We start from the raw sequence: 17,419 nt of genomic DNA on the forward strand, positions 1-17,419 counted from the left end.
TCGTATCAAAGTGGATTAGGCGCCCACTTTATTCGGTTCCAGCACCTTGAACAAGAAAAGAGCGATGAAGGCACCAACAATCTGCGCCGCGATGAAACCGAGCACGTCTGTGGGCGCTATGCCGGAAAACGTGTTGGTGAAAGACCGTGCGATTGTCACGGCCGGGTTCGCAAAACTGGTGGATGCAGTAAACCAGTAGCCAGCGGTGATATAAAGGCCAACGGCATAAGGCACGATTTCAGGCCGGTAGCGCACCGTGCCCAGGATAGCCGCCAGAAGGCCAAAGGTTGCCACGCCTTCGCTGATCCACTGCCCGGCGCCAGTGCGTGTGTTAAGCGACGTCTGCACAAGCGCCTGGTCGAACATGGCATGTGCCAGCATCACGCCAGCCACCCCGGCCACCATCTGCGTTGCGATATAGGCGGCGGCCTCTGCCCGCCCCAATTGCCCCTTGGCGAAGAAAACCAGCGTGACAGCAGGGTTGAAGTGCGCGCCGGAAAACGGCCCGAAGACCATGATCAGAACCACGAGCATGGCGCCTGTGGCCGCCGTGTTGCCCCAAAGCGCAACAGCCGTATTGCCCGCCGCCAGCGTCTCGCCCATGATGCCTGAGCCGACAACAGTTGCGAGCAGCATCACCGTGCCGACAAATTCGGCCACCAGTTTCTGTGTCATGGTCATAAATGAAGTTCCCTAGGCTGCACGCTCGGCAATCGCCCGCAGCGCAGCTTTCAGAGCGCCCGCGTCCATATTTTCGACATCCAGGGCCACCAGCTGTTCGATAAAGGGATCGATCATGTCATAGACGTCTGAGAAGGCCTGAAGCTTTTCATCGTCCGTGCCTTCCACATAGGCGGGATCAGGGAATCCCCAATGCACCTGCACGGGCGCGCCCGGCCAGATGGGGCAGGTTTCCCCCGCCGCGCTGTCGCACACAGTGATCACGATATCCATCTTGGGCGCGTCCGTGCCCGCGAATTCGTCCCAGCTTTTGGAGCGGAAACCACTGGTGTCATACCCTTTGGCCGACAACAGCTTGATGGCAAACGGGTTTACCTTGCCTGTTGGCTTGCTGCCTGCGCTGAAAGCCTGGAAACGCCCCTTCCCGCGCCTGCCTATGATTGCTTCACTCAGCACAGACCGCGCGGAATTGCCGGTACACAGAACCAGAACATTCACCATCACCAAACCCTCAAGCCATTTAACGATTGCGTCATGGGCGCGTGTAAGGGCTTCCCGCCCGCACGCAACGCGCCTATTTTCGGCTGATACACTATGCTGGATGGCATTTTGATGACAATGATGAAATACGCGCCATCGCAATCCGGCTTGACAGCCTGCACCCATCGACTGACTAATCCAAGTAAGGGGAAACCATGACAATCACGCCTGACACACTTTTGGCCTTGGCGGAGGAGCTGGCAAACCAGCCCCTGTTGCTCGCCTGTGTGCTGGCGCTCGCCACCCTTGTCACCGAAGACGGCACGTTGATTGCCGGCAGCCTGATGGTTGGCGCAGGCATGGCCACCGCCCCGTTTGTCATTGCCGCTGTTGCCTTCGGCATTGCTGCAGGCGACGTGGGGCTATACGGCATCGGTGCTGCGGCACAAAAAAGCCGGTGGCTCAGGAAACGGCTGCCGCTCAGGAAAGCGCGAGAATTCAGACGATGGCTGGAGGGCCGGAGCACGCCCGTGCTGTTCGCCTCCCGCTTCCTGCCAGGCACCCGGCTGCCCACATACCTGACCTTCGGCTTCCTGCGCATGCCGCTTTTGCATTTCACGCTGGTGATGTCTGTCGCCGCCATGGTTTGGGTGACACTGATGGTCTTCTTTGTCAGCGAGGTTCAAAAAGCAGTCGCTCATCTGGGTGGCTGGGCAGGCATTACTGCCGGCATCCTGGTGGCTGTGGGTCTGATCATGCTGTCCCACCGCCTGGTACGAAAGAGCCGCTATGGCGACCGCCTGGAAGGGCCACAATCCGGAGCAGAGAATGCAAACTGAACACAGAGCCCCGCAAATCGGCAAACCACACGCAGGCATGCCGCCGCTAGACCCCAGCGCAGCCCGGACAAGCTGGTTCGAATTTGCGCCCGCGCACTTGTTTTATACCCCCATCGCGCTTTATTGCGGGTGGCTGTCGCTGAGGCACATGGGGCTGACCCTGCCAACCGGCAGCAACCCGGCGCTGCCCTATTCGGGCCTGGTTGGCGAAAGCAAGTTTGAGGTTCTGAACCACGCGTGGGACACCGCGCAGGACTGGATATCACCTTATGTGCGCGTCCTTCGGTGGGGCGGCGAAAATGCCGTTGCCCGCACGCTGGAAGAGGCTGAAGCGGCTTTAAGTGACGCGAGCATCACCTACCCTTTCGTCGCCAAACCGGATATCGGCATGCGCGGCGCAGGCGTGCAGCTGGTGCATTCGCCCCATGAGCTAAAGGCCTACATTGAATGTTTCCCCGCGGGCGCCAACCTGTTGTTACAGGCGCTGGTGGATATGGAAGGCGAAGCAGGCGTCTTTTATGTGCGCCATCCGGACGAGGACAAGGGCCGGATCATCAGCCTGACACTGAAGTATTTCCCACGGGTAACAGGGGACGGACAGTCAACCCTTAGGCAGCTTATCCTGGCGGACGCGCGGGCCGGCAAACTGGCGCACCTTTATCTGGATCGTCACCGCAGCCGCCTGAATGACGTCATCCCGGAAGGCGAAAGCATCCGCCTGGCATTTGCCGGCAACCACTGCCGCGGCACCATCTTCCGGAACGGTAATGACGAGATTACAAAAGCCATGACTGACCGATTCGATGCCATCGCCCGCTCCATGGATGGATTCTTTGTCGGGCGGTTTGACGTCCGCTTCGCAGACTTTGAGGCTTTTCAGGCAGGCGAAGGGTTTCGCATCATCGAGATCAACGGCGCGGGTGGGGAGGCCACCCATATCTGGGATTCGCGCACCACGCTTCGGCAAGCCTACGCCACGCTGATGCAGCAGTTCGGGCACCTTTATGCCATTGGCGCCAAAAACCGGCGCAACGGCCACAAGCCCACGCGCCTCAAGGATATCATCCGTGCCTGGTGGCGCGAGAAGCGCCTGACAAAACACTATCCCATCACGCATTAGGGACAATTGGGAGGGACCAATGGACTTTATCAAGAAGCATATTGAATGGATTCCGGTGATCGCCATCGTCGTGATCCTGGGGGGCAGCCTGCCGTTCAAGTTCGGGGGATCGGCTGAAACGGCCCATATCTTCGATGTGGTCGGTCAGTTCCTGGGGCTGGAGTTCTTTAGAACCACGGGCGGCTATATCATTGGCGCAGTCGAGCTCGTTGCCTGCATCCTCTTGCTGCTGCCCAAGGCGCGCGCCTTTGGTGCGCTGCTGACCGCCGGCACAATGGCTGGTGCCATTATCTTCCACCTTTTCAGCCCACTGGGCGTGACTGTTAAATGGATGGAAAATGGCGAGATGCAGGAAGATGGCAGCCTCTTTTATATGGCATGCGTTGCCTTCATCTGTTCGCTTATCATCATGTGGCGGCGGAAAGATCAGCTTCTGGCGCTTATTGGCCAGAAGAACACCTAAGCGCACAAAAACAAGGGAGGCAGGACACACCCATGTCCATACCTCCCTCGCGCCGCACCACGGCTTTAACCGGGTTAGATTAGTGAATGGCCGCCCTGGCTTCGCCACTACGGACGAACTTCAGGTCGTTCCGCTTCAGGTATCTGAAGATGCGCTGTGCCGCTTCCTGGCTGAACCCAGCAGCATGCACCAACTCAAGCATGCGCCTCAGGTCACCAGATTCAAACGTGCGGCGCACGTCGCCCAGGGTCACACCGGCTTCAACGGCAAGGGCACTGCCCAGAAACTGGAAACTGCCCAGCTCCGCCATCTTCATTACCAGCGCCTCATCCAGCCGCCCTTCAGCGCGCAGGTCAATAACATACCCATGCACTTGGGCGGGGCCCGCCTTGGAAATCTTTTTCCACAGCACCTGCTCCTGGCTTTGCTGCGTTAAGGCTGCGGCTTCCATGGCGGAAACCGCGTAATTATTCATCAACAGCTTGCGGCATTCGTCGGACACCATATCGACAATGCGCTCAACAACCGAAAGCGGCAGATCGCTCCTGCGGCCAAGCGCGTCGATGACATTCTGGTAATCGGAAAACCGATCAACCGTCTTGTTGCAGCTGCGCTCCGAAAAGCGGATGGCCACATTCTTGACCGCAACTGTGGCAGGGCGCACAGGCGCAGAACTGACGAGCGCGAAAGTCGCATGCTCACCCAGGTCCTCGCGCTTGGCGATGCGCATCAGGGCGTGTTCTTCAAGATGCGGGATCAGGCTGGCCCACTGGGCATCCGTGAATGCTGTGGTTACCTCAACAAACGGGCCTGAAACGCTTTCGACATCTGTGGCAATTCGGGCCGCCAGATCATACGGCAGGCGACTGCAGTACCGGAGCTCGAAAGCCAGCGTCTCGCGCACTTCCAGGCAGATATCCTGCGCAAGCGCACGAGCAACATTTTCAACCGTCGCCAACTCGTCGTCAGGGCGGTTGTCGGAATTAAGGAATCGGGACGCGCGCTTGGCGAGAACCACCTTTGCGCCAGGGTCGGCTTTTGCCAGATTTTCAGGGTCCAAACTCATGAATTGGCTCCATCTGGGAATCGCTGCTTCTCAGCCATTCCAGTTCGGCACCCGGAAATATTCTGCCTGATGCCTGTAAACAATATATTAACGTCGGCCATATTTAGCTCGACGCACTCTCAACTAACAGTCCCCTGACGTTGGCCCGACTACCTGTGGTGGGGCCGCCCTGCAGGGGGTTCAGGGTTATGCCGCCGCACCGCCGGCCTTTTCAGCCAGTGGAACGACATTATCTTCTTCTTGTATTGTCTCGGCCACCTGGCTGTTAAAGCGCTTCGCCAATTTCAGGAAGCGCGGCGCCATGGTTTTGCTGACATTCGCCATTTGCATCAACCGCACGAATGCGGCCGGATCCTCAAGCGTCAGGATTTCACGGATACGCCCAACCGGCAGCCCGGCTTCAAGCGCCAGCGCGCTTTCCATGAAGGCCGACGAACCGCGATCAGCGATTTCCACCACCAGAAGGTGGGTAAGCCTGCGATCATTCCTGAGATCTGTAACAAAAGCATGGATCTGCGGGGCGCTTGCGTTCTTGAGCTGCTCCCACAGGGCATCGATCTTGTTGTCTTCCGCAATCTGGCCGGCCACATCAGAATCGATGGCATACTGGGACACCAGCGTGTCGCGGCAGTGCGTGGACACCTTGTTGACAATGCGCTCCACAACGCTGAGCGGCAGATCGTGGCGGGCGCTCAGGTGGTCCATCATGCGAACATTCTCGCCAAAACGGTCCACAACCTTGTCCGTCGCCTTTTCCGGCAGTTCGGTGCGGTCGTTGCGCACCAGCGTGGTCACGCTGCGTTCTTTGCCGTAGGTTGCCACAGCCGTGGATACCGTCTCTGGCAGGTCTGACCGGCGAGCAAGCGTAATCAGCGCATGTTCTTCAAGCGCCGGGATCAGCCGCATCCATTCCTTGTCAGTAAATACGTTGGTTTCGCCCAAAAACGGGCCGGATACCATTTCCACATCGCGGGCAATCTTGTCCGCCAGATCGTGTGCCAAGACCTTGCACTTCCTGAGCTCGAACGCCAACACTTCCCGAACCTGCGGGGAAACGTCCTGCGCCAGCACGCGCGCTACATTTTCAACAGTCGCGCGCTCTTCCTCCGCCTGCTCCTTGACCAGAAACTGGCCAACGCGCTTGGCGAGAACGATTTTCTCGAGCTGCACTGCATCTACTAATGTCACGGCATTAAAGTCCATTTCTTGGCTCCAATCCTGCCTGATCCTTAAACCGGGCCTGATTAAAACCGGTATCAACACACGCCTGATGCCTGTGACAATGACACTAGGGCGTGAGAATTTCGTCAACGATTGGGGAAATGTTAGCTAAAATTGTATTTGTTTTTCAGGGCCTTGGTTCAGGCGCCATAGACTGGCGCACTCCTTCTGTCGCCTGCCTTCTTCTGCCCGCCAGATGAGGGCGAGCAATCTGGCAGGGATGCGGACGGCCCACTGTTTCAGTGGCTGCAACAGCCATTGAGATACGCCAATCAAATACTTACAAGCTATTGAAATAAATCAATTATTCTGAGCACAGCCAAGCTGCGCAACCATGAAAAATCCTGCCCTTCAATGCCGCCATAGCGCTTTGCAAGCCTTGCTGCCTGGCCGTATAGATAGCTTGATCCCGGCAGACACTACCATGGCGGGCAGCACCTGTTTTGTAATGGAACAGCGCCTTCTCCAGCCCAGTTCGGGTTTTCCGCGAACCTGCCTGAACCCTCTTGAGCACTGCCTCCCGGCAACTATTGCCGCAATAGTTGTCGGCCTCGCGAATATGCGATTCGCACGCAAAAAAGAGGGGGAGCCGAATAGGACTCCCCCAAGTATTGCGAACGAAAGCCCGGGACCATAGTGCCTTGGGCATTCGTGACGCGAGAGATTGGTTTATTCGTACCGAAGGGCGTGGATGGGGTTGGCCTGCGCCACATGGGCCGCACGGCCCGCTACCGTAATCCAGGCGATCAGGAGCGCCACCGCCCCGGCCACAAGCGCCATGACAATGATGAAGCCACTATCCAATCGGTACTGGAACCCTTCCAGCCAGCCTGACATCAGATACCAGCCAACTGGCCAGGCAATGACGTTTGCAATCAGCACAGGCCGCGAGAACTGCCACACCAGAAGCCTGACAATATCCATCACGCGGGCGCCCAGCACCTTGCGGATGCCGATTTCCTTGGTGCGCTGTTCGGCTGAGAAAGCCGCAAGACCATAAAGCCCAAGGCAGGCGACAATGATGGCAAGGCCCGAGAAAGCGGCAAACAGCTTCGCTTGCGCGTCTTCGCTGGCATACTGGGCGTCCAGCATGTCTGAAACAAAGGAATGAGCGATAGGTGACAGAGGCATATGCTGGCGCCAGACACCTTCGACATTTTGAACAACATCAGCGACATTGGCGCCCTCAAAACTCACCGTCGCCACCCGGAAGGCATTTGGCATCACCCAGTAAACCGAAGGACGTACGCCAAACTTGAGCGACCGGAAATAGACGTCCGGCACCACGCCGACAATTGTCAGGTCATATTGCCCGGCCCGGAACACATCGGCCCGCAATGTCTTTCCGATAGCAGCCTGCGGCGACGCGATCCCCATTGCGCGAACGGCCGATTCATTAAGAACGACACTTGCATTTCCGATGCGGCCTTCCTCTTCAGGGATCGGCGTGATGACGTCACTGCCAAAGGATTGGTCGAATGTGCGGCCAGCGATCGGCTCAATGCCGTAAGCTTCAAGAAAGCCGAAGCCGAAGGAATGATAGTTCAGCACCACGCTGTCTTCGCTGGTGGACCCCTCTGTCCGGTCCAACAGCGTGAAGCCGGTGTTGTTTTCATTGTCCTGGCTGGGCACCTCGGATGACAGGACAACACTGGTCACGTTCGGCAAGCCCGCAAGCGCCTGCCGGATTGCCTCAGCCTGCCCGCTGTTTGATGCAGTGCCAAAGCTTGTCACAGCCAGCTTCCCGTCGGCCTGGTACCCGACATCCATTGATTTCGCGTACATGGTCTGCCCGTATATGACAGCCGTGCACATCACCAGACCGATTGATATAGCGAACTGGAACACAACCAGCGCCGACCGGAAAGTGGATGCCCCACCGACGTCAGACGACTTGTTCGCCTTCAGGATACGGGCGGGCAGGAAACGCGACAGGAAGGCTGCCGGATAACTGCCGGACAAAAGCCCCACAATAACGGCAACCCCCGCCAGCGACACCAGAAGCGGCAGATCCTCCAGAACGTCAAATGTCAGGCTCTTGTCGATCGCTTCATTATAAAGCGGCAGCGCCAGTTCAACGCCAACGAACGCGAACAACAGCCCCAGGGCCGCAATTGCCACAGCTTCACCAAGGAACTGCAGCGCGACCTGACGCCTTGTGGCCCCCATGACTTTCCTGAGCGCCACTTCACGCGCCCGCTTGGACGCCTTGGCCGTAGACAGGTTCATGAAGTTGATTGAAGCAATCAGCAAGATCAGAAGCGCCACGCCCGAGAAGGTATAGACCATATTGATATCGCCCATGGGCGACAGGTCCCCCATATTGCCGGCGTCCTTCCGGGCATGCAGGTGCAGGTCCAGAAGCGGCATCACATTGGGCTTGATAAAGTCACTGGGCTTGCCGGGAATACCCGTTTGTTCAGTGAAGGGACTCTCGGTATCGATCCAGGTTATATAGCGTTCCTTCAGGTCCGCCGCCGTCTTGCCGTCCCGCAATTTGAAATAGGTGTATGTGTTTACACTGGTCCAGGTGTTCAGAATATTTGGCGCGAAATCGAACATGGCTGGGTCCATGTGCAAGAGCAGATCAATATTCATGTGAGAGCTTTGGGGCAGGTTCTTGATAACGCCACTTACCTTGAGCTCAAGCTGGTTGTTCTGCAGGCAGCAGGCCACCAGGGTTTCGCCAACCACATCGGTTCGGCCAAAATATTTGATCGCCATGTCTTCTGAGATCACCAGGCTCATCGGATTGGCAAAGCTTGTCTGCGCGTCGCCGTGCGCGAACGGCAGATCGAACACCTTGAAAAAGGAACCATCCGCAAAGGTCACAACTTCATTGAACGCGGTATCATCCTTGATGATCGCCGTGCCGTTCACCAGAACGCGAACGCCTTCCTCAACCTCCGCACTGGCGTAGGTCTTGAGCATCTCCATCATGCGGCCTGCTGAACGCACCGTCAGGAACGGTGGCCGATCCGGCGCATAATAAGCCGAATGGATGCGTACCACCTTGTCGGCTTCCGGCACCCACTTGTCGAAGGTCAGCTCATCCCGCACGTAAAGAAGAATGAGGATACAGCTCATCATACCGATGGCGAGACCAAACACGTTGATGGCCGAAAACAGCCGGTTCTTCATGATATGCCGCCAGGCAGTCAGCAGATAATTCCTGAACATGATCGTATCCTCGCTTTCTTATGGTCCTGCCCAGGCGTCCGGGCAGAACTGTCTATTTTATTCGTGCCTAAGGGCCGAAATCGGGTTACGCCGGGCCACTGCCAGCGCGTGACTGGCCACTGTCAGCCATCCGATCATCAGCGCGCCCACCCCCATCACTGCAAACGGCAGGAAGCCCAGCTCCACCCGGTAGGCGAAACCATTAAGCCAGTCGCTCAGGAAATAGAAGGCCACGGGCCAGGCAATCAGGTTGGCCACCAGGATGGGTTTGGAAAACTGCCACAGCATCAGGGCGACAATGTCCCTGAGGCGCGCGCCCAGCACCTTGCGGATACCGATCTCCTTTGTGCGGCGCTCTGCAGTGAAAGACGCCAGGCCATATAGACCCATGCAGGAAATCGCCACAGCCAGCAGTGTGAAGGCCGTCAGGATGTCGCCCAACTGGTCATCGGTCTGATACTGGTTTTCCACCAGCTCGCTCATGGTGCGGTAAAGCAGCATGTCGTCGGGGTAAGTGGCGCGCCAGGCGTCCTCGATGGCGGCGATAGCTGCGTCCCGGTTGCGGGCGTCAATCCGTACGCTCATGTCCGAGTTACGGACAAAATCGATATAGTAGATGCCTGGACGGATCACATCGCGCGCGCTGTCGAAATGGAAGTCGGCCACAACACCGACAATGGTGGCATCCACCCTGAGCGTGCTCGAGAGGTCAGCAGGCATCTGCTGGCCGATTGCTGCCTCTGGCGTTTCAAAACCCAGAAGCTTCGCACCCATTTCGTTGATCACGATATTGGCAGCAGGCGCATATTCAGGGTTTTCGCCCCGGTCGCGCAGGACGTCTGCGCCTGTATCGGTCAGGTACCGACCGGCAACCAGCGGAATTTCATAGGCCTTGAAGAAATCAGGCCCAGTGGGCAGGCCGTCCAGCATAACAGGCTCGCCACCATCAACTGGGCGGATATGCAGGCGATCTTCGCTGCCTTCGGTCGGCACATCGGATGACCGGCCGACGGCCTTGATGAACGGGCTTTCAAGCAGGCGCTGCTTGATCTCGTTCGACCGGCTGTTGTTGGTGCCCGAAAGGACGATCAGGTCGTCTGCCTTGAACCCAAGGTCCAGCTGGCGGGCATAGTCTGTCTGCTTGTTGACAAAGAAGGCAATGATCATCAACGCCACCGAAATCGCGAACTGAGCCACCACAAGGCCCTGCCGCAGCCGTGACGTGCCATTGTCCGAGGCCGTGTTGCTATAAAGCACATCATGCGGCTTCAGCATGGCGAAATAGGTTGCCTGGAAACTGCCAGCACTTACCCCGACGCCAATACCCAACAGAAGGAGAGCGCCCAAAAGCGCCGGTTCGCCGAAAAGGTCCATCTCAATGATCGAAGACAGGAACTCGTTATAGTACGGCAGGGCAAATTCCACCATCGTCAGCGCCAGCAGAAGGGATATGAAGGCCAGCAGCACAGATTCCCCAAGGAACTGCTGGATCACTTGGGCACGGCTGGCACCAAGCACCTTGCGCACAGCCACTTCCCGCGCCCGGTGGGCCGTGCGCGCCATCGACAGATTAAGGAAGTTCACAAGCGCAATCATCAGGATCAGGAGCGCGACACCGACAAAGCCGTAAAGCACGTCAGGATCTGCGTTTGCGTCATTGCCATAAAGGTGAATGTCGCCCATGGGTACCAGGCTCAGTTTCATCGACCAGTTGCGTCCATTTTCCTGGCCCTGCTGACCCTTCGGCAGGTGGCGGTCAACAATGGCGGGAAGCTCTGCCCGGATCAGGTCGATGTTCGTGTCGGGCGCGAACCGCACATAGGTTTCACGAAGGGCGAAGCGCCAGTCTTCAGTGAACCAGCGGGCGCCGACAAAATATTCGCGATTGAACGGCACGACGAAATCATGCTGGATCACGGAGCGCCCTTCAGGGTTTGCGACCACGGCACTAACGATGAAATCGTGATACTCGTCCCCAAGGCGGACCGAAATCGCCTTGCCGAGAGCTGGCGCGAGGCCGAAATATTTCTCTGCCGTACGCTGGCTGATCACCACGTTCGACAGCGTGCCGAACACGGTGTCGGCGCTGCCCTCAATGAACGTCACGTCGAAAAAGTCGAAAAAGTTGGCATCAGCGAAATACACCTGCTGGGCCATCAGTTGGTCGCCCATGCGAACGGTCAGCCCGGCATCCATGAAGCGGGTGATATCTTCCACCTCGCGGAAGGTATCGAAAAAAATATCCTTCAGCGGATCAACGGCATTGGGGCTTGGCCTGTCAGGCTGGCCCTCACGGAGGTAGGTATTTTCAAGGCGGTAGACATCGTCAGCCCGGCTCCAGTGGCCATCCCAGCTGAATTCGTCCCGAACGAACAGGATGATCAATATGAACGCGGCAAGGCCGATAGCCAGGCCAACGATATTGATGCTTGAGAACAGCTTGTGCCGCATCAGGCTTCTGGACGCTGTCTTGAGATAGTTGAAAAACATGAAAGTCTCCGCTGTCGTTCAGTGTCGGGCGTCTTTGTGCGCCCATTAAGCTTTCTCTATTCGTACCGCAGGGCCTTGATCGGGCTGCCGCGCGCCACTCGAAGCGTATGGCCGATGATGGTTGCCCAGGCCACGCCCAGGACCAACAGGCCCGCTGCCAGGAATGGCCACGGTGTCAGGCCGATGCGATCGATGAAACTTTCAAGCCAGCGGCTGAGCCCCCACCAGGCCAGCGGCCAGGCAATCACATTGGCCAGGAGCACCGGCAGGGAGAACTGCCACAACAGAAGCTTCACGATGTTACGGCTTTTCGCCCCCAGCACCTTGCGGATGCCAATTTCCTTGGCGCGGCGTTCCGTTGCCAACCCGGCCAGGCCATAAAGGCCCATCACGGCAATCACAGTCATGACGCTTGCGCTGAACAGAAGCAGCCAGCCCTGGCGGCGCTCTGTGTCATAATATTTGGCGAAGGCATCGTCCACGAACTGGCGGCGGACCGGCAGGTCTGGAAAAAACTCGCGCCAGGCCTGATCAACCTTGTCCAGCGTGCTTGCCATATCCGCACGGCTGACGCGCAGCACAATGTGACGATATTCATGCGGACCAATCCAATAGTATGTCGGGCTTGCTTCCGCCTTGGCCGAGCGGGTGCGCAGGTTTGGCACCACACCAATGATTTCAGAGCGGAAGTCGCCCCAGGTGGTCACTTCCTGGCCAATCGCTTCCTCAGCCGTTGCGAATTCAAGTTCCTTGAGCGCCAGATCATTGATAATGATGGCGCCGGAAGCGCCCCTGTCGGGCGCCGTAATCGCATCCGCCGGACGGTTCTTGTCAAACAGGCGACCGGCGATCGGCTCAACGCCCAGCATCGGCAGCAAGTCCTCCGACACCGCGAAACGGCGCACCACGACCATCTTCCCGTCGCTGCGGGTCAGGCCGTTCTGGTTATTATAGTCATGCCCCGGCATGCCGTGGGACGCAGCCACAGCCTCGACACCGGGAATGCGGGCGAGTGCGTCACGGAAAGCCTGCTGGCGCTCCAGCACCACAGGGCGTTCGATGCCGCTGATTTCCACAAGCTGGGCACTATCGAACCCGGAATCCCGGTGCGCGGCATATCTGGCCTGCAGGAACACAACAAGGCAGGTTGCCAAAAGCGCAATGGTGGCCGCGAACTGGAGAACGATAAGGATATTGCGGAACCGGTTACCAAGCTGCGGCTTGATGCCGTTCAGATAGTCAACTGGCCGGAAGCGCATGGCCACCAGCGCTGGGTAAAGACCACTCAGCACGCCCACAAACAAGGCCCCCAGAACCAGCGCCGCCATGATGCCCGGGCTATAGATCAGGCTGCTGTTCAGTGGCCTGTTCATCAGCTCGCTGAATGTGGGCAGCAGGACTTCCGCAAAAACCACCCCGATCAGCATGGAAAGCAGGGTCAGCGAGATGGATTCCACCAGCACCTGGAGCATCAGATGATGCCCTTCGGCACCAAGCGCTTTCCTGACGGCCACTTCGCGCACACGCTTGAGCGCCAGCATGGCCCCGAGGTTGGACACATTGATCGCCGCAATCACCAGGATCAGGAAGGCCACTACACCCGCTGAAATCAGCGTTGCCATGCTGCCGCGACCCGGGTCAAAATCTGCCCCCTTAAGGTGTGCTTCCACCGCAGGCTCAGCATAGAAGACATACGTTGGCGTCAGCCCCTTGTCGATCTGCTCCTGAAAACGGCGGGATGGCCCGATTCGGCGCGCCAGCGCGTTCATCGACGCCGCCAGCTGGTCAAGCGTGACACCTTCCTTCAGCCGCGCGTATGTTGGCCCCCAAAAGGACCCCCATTCGGTTTGCAGCCAGGGCATATGGGAAAGCATGGGGCTGCCCATAGGCGCAAGGGCCTTGACCTGGATGTCAGAGGCGGCTGGCCAATCCGGCATCACGCCGGTGATTTTCATATTGTGCTGGCCGTCCACCTTGACCACGCGGCCCAAAATATCGGTGGTACCGAAAATTCTTTCCGCATCACTCTTGCTGAGGATAAGGGATTCCGGGTCACTGAGCGCCGTCGCCGGATCACCCGCCAAAAGCTTGATGCCCATCAGCTCAAACACGCCCGGATCGCTGGCTGTAATCTGTTGCTCGAACGCTCGGCCATCCACGGCAATCGCGACATCATTATGGAGAAAGCGGGTAAACAGTTCGATTTCATCCAGCTGTTCACCGAACAGCGGCGCTGTAACCGGCGGCACCACTTCTGACTGGCCGTTTGGTTCGCCCGCGTCGTTAAAGAAGTTGGTCCCCAGCCGAACGACCCTGTCGTTTTCAGGAATCCAGCGGTCGTAGGACAGCTCGAAATTCACATAAAGAAGGATCAGCATGCAGGCCGCAAGGCCGACGGCGAGACCGAAGATATTGATCAGCGTGTACTGCTTGTGTCTAAGCAGATTCCTGATCGCAGTTGTCATGTAATTCTTGAACATGTTTTCCTCGAAGCTGTCGTTAAAGCCGTCTCTCGCGGTCTTTATTCTTTTTTTGGAGTGGCGGGCCCACCCACGCAGGCCCGCAACCGTCTTTTGGCCAGGCGCCTTATTCGTACCGCAGCGCCTTGATCGGGTTCGACCTTGCAACTTTGGCGGCGTTACCGCCCACTGTGACCCAGGCGATCATCAGAGCCACGAAGCCCGCGAACAGGCAAAGCGGTGCCAACACCCAGGTATCAAGCCGGTATGGGAAATTCTCCAGCCACGACATCATGCCCCAGGCGGCCAGAGGCCAGGCAATCAGATTGGCGATGAGAACAGGCTTGGAGAACTGCCAGATCAGCAGGCGAATGATGTCCATCACGCTGGCACCCAAAACCTTACGGATGCCGATTTCCTTCGTGCGGCGCTCAGCCGTAAAGGACGCCAGGCCGTAAAGACCAAGGCACGCAACAATCACGGCCAGGGCAGAAAAGATCCCGAGCAGGATTGACTGGTTGGTCTCCTCGGTGAACTCACGGGCCATGCGCTCGTCCACATACTGATAGTCAAACGGCACAGTCGTCACCATCGACTTCCAGACACCTTCGATCCGGTTTGCCAGATCCGCACCATTGCCTTCGAAACGGATCGTCAGGCTGCGGTAGTTGTCTGGCTCCAGGAAATACATTTCCGGGCGCATCACGCTTCTGAGCGACTGGAAGTGCGTATCTGGAATAACACCAACAATCTCAAGATGGGCCAGGGCCCCATCGCCGATACCAACCTGAATAACCTGGCCAACAGATTGCTCTGCATCACCAAAACCGAACCGGCGCAACGCGCCTTCATTGACAACAATGGCACCGTTCTGGATTTCGCCTTCTGTGGCATTCTCCGAACTTGGCATAACGTCTGTCGCAAAATCACGGCTGTAGTTCCGGCCCGCAACAAGCGGAATCTGGTAAGTTTCCAGGAATTCATAATCGATGCTTTGGGTACCAATCAGGATGGAACCAGCATCGCTGCCCGGAATTTCAACAGACCGGTTGCTTTCGTTCCCGCTGGCTGGCGCGTCTGAGGAATAGGCCGCAGAGACAACACCCGGCAGGCGCAACACTTCTTCCTTGAAGGCCTGTTGCTTGTCGGAAAAGCCCGCACGTCCAACATTGTTGATCACCATCAGGTTATCTTTGTTGAATCCCGGGTCCATGTTGGTGGCATAGAATTTCTGGCCATAAACAACACTGGTCGCCACGATCAGCGCGATGGAGATGGTGAACTGCAGCACCACCAGCACATTGCGGAGCGTCGCCGAACCACTGGTTTCCGCTGACTTGTTCGCCTTCAACACGCGGGACGGAAGGAAGCCGGAGAGGATCAGTGCCGGATAGACACCGCCCAACACGCCAACCGTCATCACCAGGCCAATCAGGATCGCAAGCGTTACGCCGTCAGTGTAATCAAACACCAGTTCCTTGTTCAGGAATTCGCCAAAGGACGGCAGGAACAGTTCAACCAGAACAATGCCCAGCGTCAGGCCAATAAGCGCCAGAAGCACAGATTCGCCCAGGAACTGCATAATCAGTTGCCCACGGCGTGCGCCCATCACCTTACGGATCGCTACTTCGCGAGCCCGCTGTGTGGACTTGGCCGTCGCCAGGTTCATGAAGTTGATGCACGCAATCAGCAGGATCAGCCCCGCGATTGCCGAGAATGTAAGAACATTCGCCATGCTGCCGGTTGGCTTCATCTCGCCGCCATTAGGGCTGCGTGGATCAAGTTGAATTTCCGGCATTGCCTGCGTTGAATAGGTGATAAAATCAGACGCGTCGACATCCCTGCCACCAGTGAACTGGCCAGGAATGCTGATATTGGCATTGGTGAAATCCGCCAACCGATCGTTGATGACATCGATTGAAGCGCCATCCTTCAGCTGGAAATAGACATAGTTGTTCACACTGAACCAGTCTGCGAATTCCCATCCCTGATTGACGAAATCCTTCTCGTCGATCATGGCCATCGCCTGGAAGTCCAGAACCGTGTTGTGCGGCAGGTCTTCAAAGACGGCTGCAACACGGTAGTCCCGTTCAACCTGGTAGTTATTGATGGTAACCACCTTGCCAATCGGGTCTGCATCACCGAAATGCTTCTTTGCGAAGCTTTGGTTGACCGCAAGGCTGGCATTATCATTCATGGCTGCCCGCAGGTCACCTGAGACCACCTTGAAATCGAACATGTCGACCGTTTCAGGGTCTGTCCACATGATGCCTTCCGAGAACACTGCATCGCCGTAACGCAAAACCGGCCACATGTTATTGAACCGCGTAACGCGCTCGATTTCCTCAGGGAAGAAATTCTTGAGCGCATGCTTGGTTGGCCCCTGCGCCACTACGGTAATAAAAGGCTCGCGGCCCGGAATGCTGAATGTCGTGTGGAGGCGATACAGTTCATCTGCATTCGCCCATTGCTTGTCATAGGAAAGTTCGTCACGCACGAAAAGCATGATCAACACACAGGCTGCCAGGCCAACCGCAAGGCCGACAATATTGATGGCGCTATAAAGCTTGTGCTTGATCAGGTTCCTGAGCGCGACACTTATATAATTCTGGAACATTTTCGTTCTCCCGCTGTCGTGTCTTTATTCTTTTTGTTTTTGGGCTGTTATTCAGCCGCGCGCAGATTTTCGGTTACCACATGGCCGTCAAACAGGTTGATGGTGCGGCGGGCATAGTCGGCATGGGCCGGGCTGTGCGTCACCATCACGATCGTGGTGCCTTCTTCATTGAGCTGCTGCAGCATTTCCATGACTTCCTGGCCGTGGGCACTGTCGAGGTTACCGGTCGGCTCATCCGCGAGGATCATGGCCTGGTCGCCCACAACCGCACGGGCCACTGCCACACGCTGTTGCTGACCACCGGAAAGCTGGCTTGGCATATGCTTGGCGCGGTGTGCGATGCCCACCTTGTCCATCACATGTGCCACGCGCTCGCGGCGTTCAGATGCCGGAATGTTATGATAGGGCAGCGCCAGCTCGATATTCTCTTCAACCGTCAGTTCGTCGATCAGGTTGAACGACTGGAAGATGAAGCCGATGTTCTGCTTGCGGATGTTCGAAAGCTTGGCTTCGTTATAGCCGGCCACATTTTCTTCCATGAAAATATAGTCGCCCGAAGATGGGCTATCGAGCATGCCGATAATGTTCAAAAGTGTGGATTTACCGCAACCGGACGGGCCCATGATGGCCACGAACTCGCCTGCTGCGATCTCCACATTGACGCTATTGAGCGCCACGGTTTCTACCTCGTCTGTACGGTAAACCTTTGAAAGATTATGAAGCTTGAGCATTCTTGATCCTTTCCTCATTTGCTTCTGCCCTGCCTGTTTTCAGGCTTATGGGTGGGCGTTTCCTCAACTGTC

The 17,419-nt window shown here is 57.2% G+C and carries 12 protein-coding genes; 3 read left to right on the forward strand and 9 right to left on the reverse strand.

All coding sequences use genetic code 11. The annotated features are described in order from the left end of the window. Positions 1–15: 15 nt before the first annotated feature. Positions 16–681 (reverse strand): aquaporin, encoded by a 666-nt coding sequence (locus KORM41_RS06200; protein WP_068146181.1) that lies wholly within the window; start codon positions 679–681, stop codon positions 16–18. 12 nt (positions 682–693) lie between these two features. Beyond that, complete coding sequence (locus tag KORM41_RS06205; RefSeq protein WP_068146183.1) at positions 694–1,182, reverse strand: arsenate reductase ArsC; 489 nt, start codon at positions 1,180–1,182, stop codon at positions 694–696. A gap of 194 nt (positions 1,183–1,376) precedes the next feature. Here KORM41_RS06205 and KORM41_RS06210 point away from each other — a divergent pair, with 194 nt between their 5' ends. From KORM41_RS06210 to KORM41_RS06220, 3 genes are read left to right on the forward strand one after another with little or no spacing between them, the layout of a single operon-like run. After that, entirely contained in the window at positions 1,377–2,000 is a 624-nt protein-coding gene (locus KORM41_RS06210; protein WP_068146184.1) for a DedA family protein, read from the forward strand. Further along, positions 1,990–3,120: an ATP-grasp domain-containing protein gene (locus tag KORM41_RS06215; protein ID WP_068146187.1), complete on the forward strand. Its 1,131-nt coding sequence runs from the start codon at positions 1,990–1,992 to the stop codon at positions 3,118–3,120. The genes KORM41_RS06210 and KORM41_RS06215 overlap by 11 nt, the downstream gene beginning before the upstream one ends. 19 nt (positions 3,121–3,139) lie before the next feature. Then, on the forward strand, positions 3,140–3,583 hold the full coding sequence (locus KORM41_RS06220) for a DoxX family protein (protein WP_068146189.1): 444 nt from the start codon (positions 3,140–3,142) through the stop codon (positions 3,581–3,583). A gap of 79 nt (positions 3,584–3,662) precedes the next feature. On the opposite strand, the gene KORM41_RS06225 is transcribed toward KORM41_RS06220, so the two are convergent. From KORM41_RS06225 to KORM41_RS06255, 7 genes are all read right to left on the reverse strand, one after another. Continuing rightward, positions 3,663–4,649, reverse strand: coding sequence for a DUF2336 domain-containing protein (locus KORM41_RS06225; protein WP_068146192.1), 987 nt, complete (start codon positions 4,647–4,649; stop codon positions 3,663–3,665). A 186-nt stretch (positions 4,650–4,835) separates the two neighbouring features. Further along, entirely contained in the window at positions 4,836–5,852 is a 1,017-nt protein-coding gene (locus KORM41_RS06230; RefSeq protein WP_068146194.1) for a DUF2336 domain-containing protein, read from the reverse strand. Positions 5,853–6,539: 687 nt separating this feature from the next. Then, positions 6,540–9,050, reverse strand: a complete 2,511-nt coding sequence (locus KORM41_RS06235) for an ABC transporter permease (RefSeq protein ID WP_068146197.1) — start codon at positions 9,048–9,050, stop codon at positions 6,540–6,542. A gap of 57 nt (positions 9,051–9,107) precedes the next feature. Then, positions 9,108–11,540 carry an ABC transporter permease gene (locus KORM41_RS06240; protein WP_068146199.1) on the reverse strand — a complete coding sequence of 811 codons (2,433 nt, stop codon included), beginning with the start codon at positions 11,538–11,540 and terminating at the stop codon, positions 9,108–9,110. Positions 11,541–11,596: 56 nt separating this feature from the next. Further along, the gene (locus KORM41_RS06245) at positions 11,597–14,020 is read right to left on the reverse strand and encodes an FtsX-like permease family protein (RefSeq protein ID WP_068146202.1); all 2,424 of its coding nucleotides are present in this window, start codon (positions 14,018–14,020) and stop codon (positions 11,597–11,599) included. A gap of 106 nt (positions 14,021–14,126) precedes the next feature. Beyond that, complete coding sequence (locus tag KORM41_RS06250; RefSeq protein ID WP_068146205.1) at positions 14,127–16,616, reverse strand: ABC transporter permease; 2,490 nt, start codon at positions 16,614–16,616, stop codon at positions 14,127–14,129. Between the two features lie 47 nt (positions 16,617–16,663). Further along, positions 16,664–17,347 carry an ABC transporter ATP-binding protein gene (locus KORM41_RS06255; RefSeq protein WP_068146209.1) on the reverse strand — a complete coding sequence of 228 codons (684 nt, stop codon included), beginning with the start codon at positions 17,345–17,347 and terminating at the stop codon, positions 16,664–16,666. Between the last annotated feature and the right edge of the window lie 72 nt (positions 17,348–17,419).

The organism is Kordiimonas lipolytica (assembly GCF_001550065.1).